Source organism: Mycobacterium sp. IDUB_36 (genome assembly GCF_055419225.1).
The window spans coordinates 2296411-2309118 of the sequence record NZ_JBVAXH010000001.1; the positions used below are offsets into that span (position 1 = coordinate 2296411).

Here is a 12708-nt window from a genome sequence, read left to right on the forward strand (position 1 = left end):
GAATCACGTTCACTCCGGAGGCGGCCCAAAGAGCTGGAGATCGTTGCCTTCGGAGTCCTTGAACGAGGCGATGCGGCCCCACGGGTGCGTGCTGACCTCGTCGACGAACTCGACACCTGCCTCCGCCAACCGCTCCACTTCGTAAAAGAGATCGCCGTCGGGCTGGAAGGTCAGAACCGCCCCGCCGGTTTGCCCCTTGTGCGTCGACTCGCGGGCGTTCAGCCCGATGGTGACCCCGTTGGCATCCAGTTCCGACCACTCGTCGCCTTCACTCTTCACCGAGAGCCCGAGCGTTTGACCGTAGAACTGAACCGCGCGACGCATGTCCTCGACCGGCAGCCAGATGGTTGCGACACCACTTGCCATGATTACTCCTAGATTTCGTTGTTCGACTCTGCGCGGTTACCCGCAATACCGGCGGCTGTACCGCAAACAATGCAGCGATTTTGCATCGATTGACGTGTCGCCGGCACGCAACGCGGGTAGTCCTTAGACAACAATTGCGGCCCATGCGGGCCGCTGGACGGGGATCCCAATGACGATATTCGACCAAGCCAAGCGCAGGTTCGGCCAGCTGATCGAAAAGTTCAAGGACAAGGCGGCGTCTCACGACACTCGAGAGACCGACGTGGCGTCTGACCCGCACGTCGCGAACTCCCGCGTGGGCAACGACGGAGAGGTCGGATCGTATGTGGGACGCACATTTCCCGACACCCCGTTCGACGTAGGACAAAGCGGCGCGGAGGCGCGGAGCGAAGAGAAGCGGCACCGCGAACAACGCAACCAAGCGACATGATCGCGGTCGGTCGCATACGCGGCCTGGTTTCGTCCTCAACGATTTTCGTTCAACCCGAAGGGACGCGCGGATGACCGCCCGGCAAAACCCGACCGATCACGCTCGGACCACCCATCAGCGCGCCGGTGAGTGGTTCAAGAACTCACGCGATGCAGTGGGATTGTTTCTGCTGGCGGTCGGTGTCGTGGCGCTGGTGATGTGTCTGGCATCCGCGGCCTTGGGCCGTACGGGATGGTCGATTGTGTTGGGAAGCGTTGCCGGCGCAGCCGGTGCTGCCGGTGCCTCGTGGCTGCTCATCGAAGGTCGCCGGGTTCGGCGGGTCGAGGCAAAACGGTCCGTGGCGGAGGCCGGTGAGACGGTACAACCGTTGCAGGGCAAGCACTTCGGCTCCCAGGTATAGGTCGCCGATGCTGGAACGCGGCGATAATTCCGCATTAACAGAGGAGTCGTCGCCGCGTCCGAATCCTCAACGGCCGCTGCTGTGTGCCCTAGGATCGTCGTGGACGGCCGCACAGAGCTTCAGCCGACGCGGAACAAGGATCAGTGAGTCGCTTGAACAGACGCGACAAGAGCACCCGCCGACGTGACGACACGCCCGCGGGTGTGCTTCAAGAATCCGCACCGGCCCGTTATACCGTCCGAGCTGCCGCGCAGCGACTGGGCGTACCCACTGCGACGCTTCGAAGTTGGAGCCACCGCTACGGTGTGGGGCCCATCGGGCATGCGCCCGGTCGACATCGTCTCTACACCGACGCGGACATCTCGGCGCTACGGCACATGAGCAAGTTGATCGGAAAGGGCCTCAATCCGCGCAGCGCCGCGAGCGTCGTCATGCAATCCCTCGTCCCGGAGCCCGCGCAGACGACCGCCCTGCTGACTGCGCTGTTCGCGCTCGAGGAGCTCACCGCGGCTCGTCTCATCGACAGCCACCTAGGGCACTACGGGGTGCTCGAGACGTGGGATCTGCTGATCCGGCCCGCTTTTGCCGAGGTTGCGATGCATCAAGCAAGCGGTGAACGCTGCATCGATGTCGAACACCTGCTGTCGTGGACGGTGATGAGCTGTTTGCAGCGAATTCCCATGCCGCTCAGCGATACCACTGAGGACATTCTGTTGGCATGCGCTGAGAACGACAGCCACACGCTGGCGTTGGAAGCGGTTCGCGCCGCGCTGTCCGAACGCGGTCACGCCGCGTTGATGCTGGGCGCCGCCGTCCCGAACGCCGCGATCCTGGATGCCGTTCAACGCCGCGCCAAGCCGGTCACCGTCGTGCTCTGGGCGCAGACCGAACGGACCGCTGATGTGGCCGTCGTGCGAACGCTTCGAAAGACTCGCACGGCGGTTCTGGCCGCCGGTCCGGGTTGGGCTGGTGTGCGTCTGCCCACTGCTGTGACGCGGTTGCACTCCCTGCAGGAAGCCGTCGAACATTTGACCTCCCCGACCTGACGGTCGGCAGCGGCGCTACGAATGCGGCTCCACCTGGATCGCTATCTCATTTCGACGCAGTAGTGGAAGGGTCCAGGGCGGGTCGTAGAACCATGCGGCGGGCGCGCCGATCGGCTCGAATCCCGTCTCCGTCAACGTCTGCATCAACTGCGCCGTTTCGCGCGCGACGGCCTGCGAGCTCGTGCTGCCCCGGAAACGGCGCACGGCGATGGTCTCCGCCGGGACGGTCACGAGCCGCACGGCCTCATCGTTGGGCTGCGGCAGGCTCTCCAACGACTTTTCCGCCGGCATGAAAAAACGGATCAGCCATTCACCCTCGGCGGTCGCGCTTTCCGCGACAGGTGCTGTCATGGAAATGCTTTCGCCGCGCGCCGGGCCACCCTCCTGCGCCACCGGCGCCGTCATCTCGATTTTCTGACGGGCCTGGTTGCGTCCGAAGATGTAGCCGGCCAGCCGGCGAAATCCGTCGCTTCGCGCGGCAACCTCGTCGGCGACCACGGTCGTCTCCGCGGCGATCCGCTCCCCGTACCGGCGGATCTCCACGCGGGCGGTCAGCTGCTCGGCCGTGTACGCCGGCTCTTCAGTGCCATGGCGAATACCCCCGATCGCACCGGCCGCCCCGATCAACCCGCGCGCCAGGCCTACGAGTTTGTTCACCATGATCCGATCCCCTCGTCGTTGTGTGACGCCCTTACCGCGACGTCCCCCAACTCCACTGTGCACGCGTTCGCCGCTGGGTTACCACCTCACGCGGTGGGGTAGTCACAGCGCAGCCCACGTCGACATGGCCGTCGGCCACTCTTCGAGTCGATGGAAGCGATATGACGAAACCCGAAAAAGAAGACCCACTAGGTCGCGCGGACGAACTCGAGAACATCGTCGATGACCTCGACGACAAGATTGCCGGCGAGCGCGAGGCAGCAGGCGTTCCCGGCAAACCCAGCGACCGGGAAGACGTCGAGGTCCGCGTATCGAAAGACGAACCGCCCGACTGAGCCTGCCGAGCCGGTAGCCCGCGGGTCGATGCGGCCTTGCTGGTCCCGACGGAGGGTCTGCCGGGCCATTGCATAATCTGTCGACGTGGATATCAATGGAGCTAGCGCGATCGTCACTGGCGGCGCGTCAGGAATCGGGGCGGCAACCGCCCGCCAGTTGGCCGCCAAAGGGGCCCGGGTCGTCGTCGCCGACCTCCAGGCCGACAAGGGAGAAGCCCTCGCCCATGAGATCGGTGGCGTGTTCGTGACGGTCGACGTCACCAATACCGACCAGATCATCGATGCGGTCAACACCGCCGCGGACCTCGGCCCGCTGCGCGCCCTGGTCAACTCCGCCGGGATCGGATGGGCCCAGCGGACGATCGGCAAGGACGGCGAGTTCGCGTCGGCGCACAACCTCGATGCTTACAAGAAGGTCCTTGCGATCAACCTCGTCGGCACCTTCGACTGCATCCGTATCGCCGCGACCCAGATGTCCAAGAACGAGTTCACCGAGACCGGTGAGCGTGGCGCGATCGTCAACATGACCAGCGTCGCTGCATTCGACGGACAGATCGGACAGGCCGCCTACTCGTCGTCGAAGGGTGGCGTCGTGGGCTTGACGCTGCCGGTCGCGCGCGACCTGTCAGCCGTCGGTGTCCGCGTGAACACTGTGGCGCCCGGCCTGATCGACACTCCCATTTACGGCGAGGGCGAAGCGTCGGAGGCGTTCAAGGCCAAGCTCGGCGAATCGGTGCTCTTCCCGCACCGGTTGGGCAAGCCGGATGAGTTGGCCTCGATGGTCGTCGAGTTGGTCACCAACTCCTATATGAACGCGGAAGTCGTTCGGGTGGACGGTGGCATCCGGATGCCACCCAAGTAGATCCCGCAAGCAGCAGGGCCCCCGTCCAGGCGGGGGCCCTTTTGCGTGCACACCGGGTCGGCATCCAGAAACCAGGACTATCCTGTGAAGCCCCTGTAGGTTGTCTGCCAGACTCACATCGTGCTCATATGGGGGGCGGGCCCGTGCGGCAACAGGAGTCCTTGGCGACGCAGAATTTCTTGACGCGGATGGCGTCCAGCCCGGCCGGCCTGGTGGTCGAGGGCGCAGCCGGCATCGGCAAGACGACGCTTGCTTGGGAGACCGCTGAAACAGCCACCGCCCAAGGGATTCGAGTTCTCTCGACCTGCGGTTCGCCGACCGAAGTGCGGTACGCCTTCGGGGCCGTGGCTGATCTGCTGAGGGCTGTCGATACCGACGCGTACACGGACCTGCCGGAGGTGCAGAGAACCGGCCTGGAGCGGGTGCTGGCTCTCGAAGGCGACGGCCCACCCACCAATGAGCGCATCGTCGCCGCGGCGTTTCTGTCGGTCGTGCAGCATCCCAGCTTCGCAGGTCCCGTGCTGCTGTTGATCGATGACGCGCAGTGGTTGGACGCGTCGAGTCAGGCCGTGTTGGGCTATACCGCACGCCGTTTGACCGGGCGGGTGGGAATACTTGCCGCGGTCCGCACCGGCGATGCCGGACCGGCGGACCCGCTGTCCTGGCTACGGTTCGCTCGTCCGGATTCCACCGCCCGGATTCGGCTGCGCCCATTGACTTTCGACAACACCCACACACTCATTTCCCGAAGGCTGGGCCACACGCTGCCTCGCCCGGTCGTCACCCGAATACACGAAATATCGGGTGGTAACCCATTTTTCGCGCTGGAGCTGGCCCGTTCTGTCGCTGCCAAACCGTCTCGCGAGGTGGTCGACCTACCCGATTCCCTTGCCAAGCTGGTGCGCCAGCGGATCGGTCGGCCCGGCCGGGAGGTTGCCGCCGTGATGCTGGCCGCGGCCTGCGCGGAGCCGCCCACGGTCGAGAGGCTGAGCAGCGCCGTCGAGCTCACCGCCGATCGCGTGGTCGAAATCATCGATTCGGTCGAATCGTCGGGAGTTGTCGAATTGAAAGGCAACGCGGTGCACTTCTGCCATCCCCTGTTCGCCCGTGGCATCTACACCGGCGCGAGTCCGGCGCAACGCCGGGAGATGCACCGCAAACTCGCGGCGGTCGTCGACGAACCGGAGCTCAAGGCCCGGCACCTCGCGCTGGCCTCGACTACCGGTGACCCGTCCACATTGCAGGCGCTCGACGAGGCCGCCGATGTGACCGCGGCCAAAGGCGCCCCGGCCGTCGCCGCCGAATTACTGGAACTGGCCATCAAACTCGGCGGTGACACCCCGATTCGGCGCTTGCGCGCGGCCGAACAGCATTTCCGGTCTGGCACTCTCCACCAAGCCCGCACTCATGTCCAGTCGACGATCGACGACCTGCCCGCCCACGGCTTCTTACGATGGAGCGCTCTGATGCTTCTCGCCGGGGGCTCGGCCCACGACGAGGGCATGGCCAGTGCCATCGCTTATCTCAACGAAGCCATCGAGGTCGCCGACCAACCCGCACTGACGCTGCATGCTCGCCTACTGCTCGTACCGGCGCTGAATCAGGCCGGCCAGATGAGTGCATGCGTTGAGCACGCCCGAATCGCCGTCGTCGAAGCCGAGCGAATTGGCATCGACAGCCTCCGCAGCCAAGCCTTGGCGATCTGGGTGCTGGTCAGCTTCATGCACGGGCTGGGCTTCGATGAACGATCCCTGCACACTGCGCTGGCATTGGAGGATTCCGACACGCAGGCCGCGGTAACCCTGCGAGCCACTGCGGTCGCTGCACTCACCGCCGCCTGGGCCGGCCGACTCGACGGTGCGCGCGAACAGATGGCCCGAGTACAGCGGCGCGCGGTGCAAAGCGGAACCGAGATCGACATCCTCTGGGCCACTGTCGAATCCGCAAGGATCAACATGTGGATGGGGCGTTTCAGCGCCGCAACCGAACTCATCGACGATGCCATCCAACGTGCTGAGCAAATCGGCGGTCGCCACGTCATGGTCGGCCTGTGGGGGTGTCAGGCGATGATCGCCGCTCATATCGGCGACGAGCGCAAAACTCGCACGGCAGCCCATCAATCGCTCGACAGCGCCCGGGCGACCTCGACCTTCTACCTAGTCCGGCCGCCCATCACCGCCTTGGGATTTCTCGCCGCCTCCCGGGGTGAATACACCGCGGCAGTCACGGTGCTGCAACCACTGATCGAGGCGTTCGACCCGGTGCACGACACCGAAATCGTCATGGGCGGTTGGCTACCCGATGCGGTCGAGGCGCTGACCGCGCTCGGGCGCATTGATGAGGCCGAACCGCTTGTCGCCGCACTCGAACACAACGGCGCACAACACGACCGGCCATGGATGCTCGCGATCGGAGCCCGGGGTCGAAGTCACCTCAACGCCGCGCTGGGCGAACTCGAGGCAGCCGAGGACGCAGCCCGACAAGCGATGGCGCACCATCGGCGGCTGCCGATGCCGTTCGACAACGCCCGGACCCTGCTCTTGCTCGGACAGCTTCGCCGGCGCCGCCGCCGCAAGCAGACAGCCGAGCCGGACCTGCGGGAGGCGTTGCAGACCTTCGAACGACTCGGCACACCGCTGTGGGCCGACCGTGCCCGCGCCGAACTGGCGCGCCTCGCCGGCCCGGTGGATGCCGACATCGGACTCACCACCGCCGAGCGTCACATCGCCGAACGGGCCGCAGCCGGGAAGTCCAACAAACAAATCGCCACTGAGCTGTTCCTTGCGCCGAAAACCGTTGAGCGGCATCTCAGCAACGTGTACCGCAAACTCGGCATCCGATCGCGGGCTGGCCTGTCCGCGGCCCTGCGCCCCGCGTCACCGTAGTGACGGCGTGAGACGCCGCATCAATTCTCGGTGGCTGGAACCCGCTTATCGCGATCGGCTGAGCTTGCCATCCGATCACGGGAGCCGCCAGACCGCCGCACAGCGACAGCGGCCATCGCGATACAGGCCAGCGCCGGGCCGAGTAGTGCATACCCACCAAACTTGGCGCCGGCCAGAATTCCTGCTGCGCCACCGATCAGGAACAGCAGCAACGTCACTCCGAGCGTGGTGGCTTTGAAGCCGTCGATCCCCTGCGTTCGGCTGCGCCCGACGATCAGACCCAAGTCGGTGATTGTCCCGGTGAAATGAGTTGTACGGACCGCCATCTCACGAAAGCTCGACGTGAGCCCATTTTGCAGACCTAGCGCTCCGGCAGCGAACAGCGCCTGGACTGCGGGCGCCTCGACGCCTGAACTGGTGATCAGGTTCTTGACGAAAGTCTCCTCCACGCCCGCTGCGGCGACGAGCAGGAATACCGCCTCCAGACAAAGCACGGCCGCCGCTCGGTTGTCGACCACCTGCCGGGGAGTCGGCAGAGCAACCCCGGCGAGCACTGCTCCGAAGAAGAATCCCGCCAACACGGCGAGCAGCACGTGCCCTTCGTACAGCCAGGGGTTGGCGGTCTTCATACCCAGCTGGGTCGTCAACGCGGTCAGGTTGCCGACCGGCAGCGCGAAGATGAGCAACGCAACAGCGTTGACGAACCCCGCGGTGAGAGCCAGTAGTGCGCTGTACCCGAGCACGATCCGCCGGACGGGCACTTTGTCTTCACTGTCCGGACTCTCCGCTGGCATGCTGGCAGCACTCTCTTTCGACGTCGATTCACGGCCAGCTTAGCGATCGCCGGCTTCGCCAACCGCGCTGCGAGGCCAGGCCGCCGACGCGCCTCGGTGGAACGTTGCCGGATCGAAACCGACCCAGCCAGCGTGGCCTCACCACTAACAGCAGCCACATTGTTAACATCGCGCGATGCAGGATGCGTCGGCGACTGATCGCTTCCGGCGCTCACGCTCAGTTTCGCGGCGTGACGCGCTTCGCTTCGCCACCGCCGCGTCGGCGTTGGCCGGTTTGGGCGTGGCAGCGGTAGGGGCCGGTATCCCCACCGCCAGGGCCGCGGCTCCCACGCTGATCGACTTCGCCATGCATCAGATTCCGGCGCAGGACATTCGGGCTGCCGGCCACTCGGGAGTGGTCAACTACGTCTCGCTGTCGCGGCCCGGATCGTCCTTCGGTGCCAAGCCGATCACCAAGCCCTACGCCGAATCGCTGACGGCCAATGGGTTGGTGATCGTCAGCAACTACCAGTACGGCAAGCCCGGTGGGACGGCGCCGTCGGACTTCACTCGCGGTTTCGCCGGCGGCGTCGCCGATGCCCGCACAGCCGCGCAGTTGCACGCGGCGGCGGGCGGAGGCCAGAGTGCGCCGATCTTCTTCACCGTTGACGACGACATCAATCGCGACACCTGGAACAGGCTGGCGCTGCAGTGGTTTCGCGGAATCAACTCGGTGATCGGAGTTCAACGCACCGGTGTGTACGGCGGTATCAACGTGTGCCAGTGGGCCGCCGCCGACGGTGTCATCGGAAATTCCCGCACTCCCGGCCACCGATGGGCCTGGCAGACCCGGTCCTGGTCGCACGGCCAGGTCGATCCCGCCGCGGTGCTGTACCAACGCATTGTCAGCACCGCGTCGAGCCCGGGGCCCGTGGTCGGCGGTCAGGAGGTCGACGTCAACGACGTCCTGGCCCAGGACTGCGGCCAGTGGAACCTGCATCCCTGAGGATGAGCCGCCTCGACATTGCGTGCGCCATCAAGCGTGGTGGCTCGCCTGTGCGGCGATGAACAACAGGGCCGCGGCGGCGGACTCGACACCGAAGTAAAACCAGTTCGGATAGAACGACGACCGGCCGTCCAGCATCGAGGTCAATCGACCGAAGGCCATGCCGCCCAGCGCCGCTGCCACCGTGACCAGGATGCCTACCCGAAGATCGGCCTTGATCGCTGCGACGCCCAGCACGCCGGCAATTGCCACACCGAAGCCGCCGTACACCGCGCGCACCTCGGCGCGGGCCGTCACCGACCGCAACGCGATGTCGAACGGCGCGACCAGCCGGTTCGGCGCGATGAGTGCGTAGATGCCCATCCCGGCGAAGAACACTGCGACGATGACGGTGACGTTTGTGTCCAGATGGCCCATGGGAGACAACAATGGCAGCGACGGTCGAGTCCGCGCTACCACAAACCTGCTACCCGGCTGTCTGGTTGTGGCCCGGACACGGGCTCTACGCGGGCCCGAGCTTGGAACTCGGCCATCATTCGGGGTCGGTGTGGTGTCTGGTGGTCGGAGTCGATCGCGATCTCACCCTGACGGCAGGCGGTCGGACCGTCGTGGCCCGCACCGCTCTGGTGCCGCCGCGGATGAACCACAAGCTCGACACCCACGGCGGGCGGCTCGTCTCCTGCTACCTCGACCCCTCGTCGGGGCGCGCGGCCACGTGCCGCGACCGGTGCCGCGAATCGGCCAGGGGAATCTTCGTCGACCATTCCGCGCACCGCGACCTCACCACCCTGCCGTCGGACACCGCCGCCGCATGGCAATGGCTCGAGCTCGCCGCGCCTACGTCGGCTCGGACGATGGACCTGCGGATCGTGTCGGCGATGACACGGATCAACGATGCGCCGTCCGAGGCGCCGCCGCTGCGCGAGCTTGCCGCCGAGGCCGGCCTCTCGGAGTCTCGCTTCCTGCATCTGTTCCGGCGTGACGCGGGAACGAGCCTGCGTCGGTACCGGTCCTGGGCGCGACTACTGCGGGTAGGTGCCGCCGTCTCGGCGGGGCGCAGTCTGACCGAAGCCTCCGCCGAGGCGGGCTTCGCCAGTCCCTCACATCTATCCGGCACCTTCAAAGCCACCTTCGGGTTGAGTGCGTCGCAGTTGCTGGCGAGCGGGGCCGCGGTGCATGTCGTAGCGGACTGATTGCGACTTGTTCGCAGCGTGACGCCCGTCCGTTTGAGCTAACGTCGCTCACGGGTAACGGCTACCTGCCAGCGCCAACGGCATTGACCGTCGGGAGGGACCACATGGAGCATCGCCTACCCCGGCGCGCCGGTGCGCGGCTCCTCGATCGCCGGCACCGCGGCACGGCGCTGCTGTTCGCCCTGATGATCCCGGTGGCCGCGGGATGCGCTCCCGCTGTGATGGACGGTCGCGCGGCCTCGATGCTCTACGACCCGGATCGCGTCGGGGGTCTGCAGGCCACGGACGGATTCAGCGGTGTGCGCCCTGATGCGCCCGCACCGACGGGGGTGGTGAAGTCCACCGACGGTGGCGATGTCGATCGCGTTTCCCTGTTGGCAATCAACGACATCCAGGAATTCTGGGCTGCCACTTACCCCCGATTCTTCTCGGGCCGGTACCGACCGGTGAAGACGATCAGCTCGTACGACTCGACCAATCCGGCGAGCCCGCGGGTGTGCGGAAAGAGCCGTATCGCCGGCGACCCCAACGCGTCGTACTGCCGCCTGGACGACTCCATATCGTGGGACCGCGGCTCGCTGATGCCGAACGCGCGCAAGTACTTCGGGGATGCCGCGGTGGCCGGTGTCCTCGCACACGAAATGGGTCACGCCGTGCAGACCAAGGCGCGCACCGTCCACGCGTCGACCCGCACCATCGTCAAGGAGCAACAGGCCGACTGCTTCGCCGGGGTGTATCTGCACTGGGTCGCCGAGGGCCACTCGACCCGGTTCGCGATGAACACCACCGACGGCCTCGACCATGTGATCGCCGGTGGAATCACCCTGCGCGACCCCACGGACGAATCGCAGAACGCTCCCGGCGCACACGGCTCCGCACTCGACCGGGTCGGCGCGTTCCAGGAGGGCTTCGATGGCGACGCCGCTACCTGCGCCGCCATCGACCACCGTGAAATCGAACGGCGCCACGTAGGTCTGCCGCCCGCCCTGCAGAGCGATGCCTCGAACGGTTCGAACCCCGGCGAGATGGCGATCAACACAAAGTCGCTCAATCAGCTGACCGAGACCCTCACCGAGATCTTCCACCCGCAACAACCACCGACGCTGACCGTCGACGGCCCCGCAGAGTGCGCCAACGCCCGGCCCAGCCCGCCGGCGTCCTACTGCCCCGCGACGAACACCATCAACGTCGATCTTCCCGGCCTGCAAAGTATCGGCACCTACGCCGACGACACGAGCCGCGAACTCTTGCAGGGCGATGACACCGCCTTTTCTGTTGTCACGTCGCGTTACATGCTTGCCGTCCAACAGGAACGGGGTGTTCCGCTGACCGGCAAACGCGCGGCGCTGCGTACCGCCTGCCTCACCGGGGTCGCCCAGCGCGGCATGGCGACCCCCGTACTTACGCCGTCCGGCAACCACCTGGTCTTGAACGCCGGTGACCTCGACGAGGCGGTGTCCGGCCTGCTCACCAATCATCTCGTCGCCAGCGACGCCGACGGCGACAGCGTGCCGGCCGGATTCACGCGGATTGTCGCGTTCCGTTCCGGTCTCGTCGGCGACGCCGATCAGTGCTACGGCAATTTCCCGTGAACGAACCACCCCGGCGGGATTCCGGGAATGAACCCGGCCCGGACACACCGTGGCATCAACGCCCGCCGCGTCCCGGGGACAGCACGCACATTGCCCGTCCGCGACCACTTCCGCCGCCGGGCCCCGCACCACCACGACCTCCGTCGGCCTACCCTCCGCCGCCGCATCAGCAACGACCGGCAACGCCTGAGATTCCCTGGTATCTGCAACGTCCAGATCGCCCTGCGCCGGCACCACCTGCGCCGGAGCAGCAAAAGCCAAGCGGCACAGCAAAAGTCGGAGTCGCCACCGGTCGCAACCGGAGCACGACCCGGGTGCTCATCGGGGTCGGCGGCCTCGTCGTCGTAGCTGTTGCCGCCATTGCCTTCACCAACCTCTTCAGTGTCAGCGGCGGGACAGCCCTCGACGTGAATCGCGTCCAAGCGGGCGTCCAGAAGACGTTGTCCGACCCTGCCAGCGGTTACGGTGCCAACACCGTCACCAACGTCGCGTGCAACAGCGGACGCAACCCGAGCGCCGCCAAAGGAACGACATTCACCTGCGACGCCACCGTCAACGGCACTCGACGTCACGTCACGGTTCTCGTATCCGACGACAACGGCACCTACGAAGTCGACGGACCCCGATAACGCTGTGCCGCAGTTGTCTCGACGGTCAGGTCGTCACATCGCGGTGCAGAAAAATTGCCGGTTGAGCAGACAATTCGACGGCGGTGAATACTGGCCGGTCAGCACACCTCTGAACCCTCCGGTGGCTGAACCACCGGGGGCAATGATCCGGTTCCAGTTCGCCGGGGTCAGGATGTAGTGCGTTCCGGATCGCGCAACGGTGCTGTTCCAGGTGTGCGAGATGGATTCGGTTGCCGGCAAGTCGAATTCAAGCGTCCAATCCGTCAACGCAGCGCTGCTGGAATTGCTGATGCTGAAGTGGGCGATGAAGCCGGTCTGCCAGGTTGACGACACCGACAGCGTCGCCGTGGCGGCCGCCGCACGACCGGGCGGAGTGACGGCCAGTCCGACGGCGGCGGCGGTCAACACCGAGACGATCAGGTGCAGCGCCACCCGCCATCGCCACACGCGCTGGTCCAGTCCGGCCATGCCAACCAACCTAGAGCCAGGCAGCTGTCATCCGCCCTCGCGTCGCAGGTGGGCTGCCGTACC

General features: G+C 66.0%; 15 protein-coding genes. 10 read left to right on the top strand and 5 right to left on the bottom strand.

The window, feature by feature from the left end; all coding sequences use genetic code 11:
* Positions 1–9 precede the first annotated feature (9 nt).
* Positions 10–366 (bottom strand): VOC family protein, encoded by a 357-nt coding sequence (locus ACZYW1_RS11270; protein WP_463785770.1) that lies wholly within the window; start codon positions 364–366, stop codon positions 10–12.
* Positions 367–577: 211 nt separating this feature from the next.
* On the opposite strand from ACZYW1_RS11270, the gene ACZYW1_RS11275 reads away from it, so the two are divergent.
* The 3 genes from ACZYW1_RS11275 (at position 578) to ACZYW1_RS11285 (ending at position 2242) form a co-directional block, all read left to right on the top strand.
* Positions 578–796 (top strand): hypothetical protein, encoded by a 219-nt coding sequence (locus ACZYW1_RS11275; protein WP_463787801.1) that lies wholly within the window; start codon positions 578–580, stop codon positions 794–796.
* A 70-nt stretch (positions 797–866) separates the two neighbouring features.
* A complete protein-coding gene (locus tag ACZYW1_RS11280; RefSeq protein WP_463785771.1) occupies positions 867–1196 on the top strand; it encodes a protein UsfY in 330 nt (109 codons plus the stop codon).
* A 152-nt stretch (positions 1197–1348) separates the two neighbouring features.
* Positions 1349–2242 carry a MerR family transcriptional regulator gene (locus tag ACZYW1_RS11285; RefSeq protein WP_463785774.1) on the top strand — a complete coding sequence of 298 codons (894 nt, stop codon included), beginning with the start codon at positions 1349–1351 and terminating at the stop codon, positions 2240–2242.
* A 15-nt stretch (positions 2243–2257) separates the two neighbouring features.
* On the opposite strand, the gene ACZYW1_RS11290 is transcribed toward ACZYW1_RS11285, so the two are convergent.
* Entirely contained in the window at positions 2258–2902 is a 645-nt protein-coding gene (locus ACZYW1_RS11290) for an SOUL family heme-binding protein (protein WP_463785777.1), read from the bottom strand.
* Between the two features lie 161 nt (positions 2903–3063).
* Between ACZYW1_RS11290 and ACZYW1_RS11295 the strand changes: the two genes are divergently transcribed.
* The 3 genes from ACZYW1_RS11295 to ACZYW1_RS11305 all read left to right on the top strand — a co-directional run bounded on the left by ACZYW1_RS11295 (position 3064) and on the right by ACZYW1_RS11305 (position 6984).
* A complete protein-coding gene (locus ACZYW1_RS11295) occupies positions 3064–3237 on the top strand; it encodes a hypothetical protein (RefSeq protein ID WP_463785779.1) in 174 nt (57 codons plus the stop codon).
* Positions 3238–3322: 85 nt separating this feature from the next.
* Positions 3323–4099: an SDR family NAD(P)-dependent oxidoreductase gene (locus tag ACZYW1_RS11300; RefSeq protein ID WP_463785780.1), complete on the top strand. Its 777-nt coding sequence runs from the start codon at positions 3323–3325 to the stop codon at positions 4097–4099.
* 128 nt (positions 4100–4227) lie between these two features.
* Positions 4228–6984 (top strand): helix-turn-helix transcriptional regulator, encoded by a 2757-nt coding sequence (locus tag ACZYW1_RS11305; RefSeq protein ID WP_463785782.1) that lies wholly within the window; start codon positions 4228–4230, stop codon positions 6982–6984.
* Between the two features lie 20 nt (positions 6985–7004).
* On the opposite strand, the gene ACZYW1_RS11310 is transcribed toward ACZYW1_RS11305, so the two are convergent.
* Positions 7005–7778 carry a YoaK family protein gene (locus tag ACZYW1_RS11310; RefSeq protein WP_463785784.1) on the bottom strand — a complete coding sequence of 258 codons (774 nt, stop codon included), beginning with the start codon at positions 7776–7778 and terminating at the stop codon, positions 7005–7007.
* Positions 7779–7953: 175 nt separating this feature from the next.
* Here ACZYW1_RS11310 and ACZYW1_RS11315 point away from each other — a divergent pair, with 175 nt between their 5' ends.
* Entirely contained in the window at positions 7954–8763 is an 810-nt protein-coding gene (locus tag ACZYW1_RS11315) for a DUF1906 domain-containing protein (RefSeq protein ID WP_463785786.1), read from the top strand.
* 30 nt (positions 8764–8793) lie between these two features.
* Here ACZYW1_RS11315 and ACZYW1_RS11320 read toward each other — a convergent pair whose 3' ends face one another.
* On the bottom strand, positions 8794–9180 hold the full coding sequence (locus tag ACZYW1_RS11320; RefSeq protein ID WP_463785787.1) for a DUF4345 domain-containing protein: 387 nt from the start codon (positions 9178–9180) through the stop codon (positions 8794–8796).
* 11 nt (positions 9181–9191) lie between these two features.
* On the opposite strand from ACZYW1_RS11320, the gene ACZYW1_RS11325 reads away from it, so the two are divergent.
* From ACZYW1_RS11325 to ACZYW1_RS11335, 3 genes are all read left to right on the top strand, one after another.
* The gene (locus ACZYW1_RS11325) at positions 9192–9956 is read left to right on the top strand and encodes a helix-turn-helix domain-containing protein (RefSeq protein ID WP_463785789.1); all 765 of its coding nucleotides are present in this window, start codon (positions 9192–9194) and stop codon (positions 9954–9956) included.
* Between the two features lie 104 nt (positions 9957–10060).
* Positions 10061–11548, top strand: coding sequence for a neutral zinc metallopeptidase (locus tag ACZYW1_RS11330; RefSeq protein ID WP_463785791.1), 1488 nt, complete (start codon positions 10061–10063; stop codon positions 11546–11548).
* 314 nt (positions 11549–11862) lie between these two features.
* Positions 11863–12177 carry a DUF4333 domain-containing protein gene (locus ACZYW1_RS11335; RefSeq protein ID WP_463785793.1) on the top strand — a complete coding sequence of 105 codons (315 nt, stop codon included), beginning with the start codon at positions 11863–11865 and terminating at the stop codon, positions 12175–12177.
* Positions 12178–12210: 33 nt separating this feature from the next.
* On the opposite strand, the gene ACZYW1_RS11340 is transcribed toward ACZYW1_RS11335, so the two are convergent.
* On the bottom strand, positions 12211–12645 hold the full coding sequence (locus ACZYW1_RS11340) for a cellulose-binding domain-containing protein (protein ID WP_463785794.1): 435 nt from the start codon (positions 12643–12645) through the stop codon (positions 12211–12213).
* Positions 12646–12708: the final 63 nt, after the last annotated feature.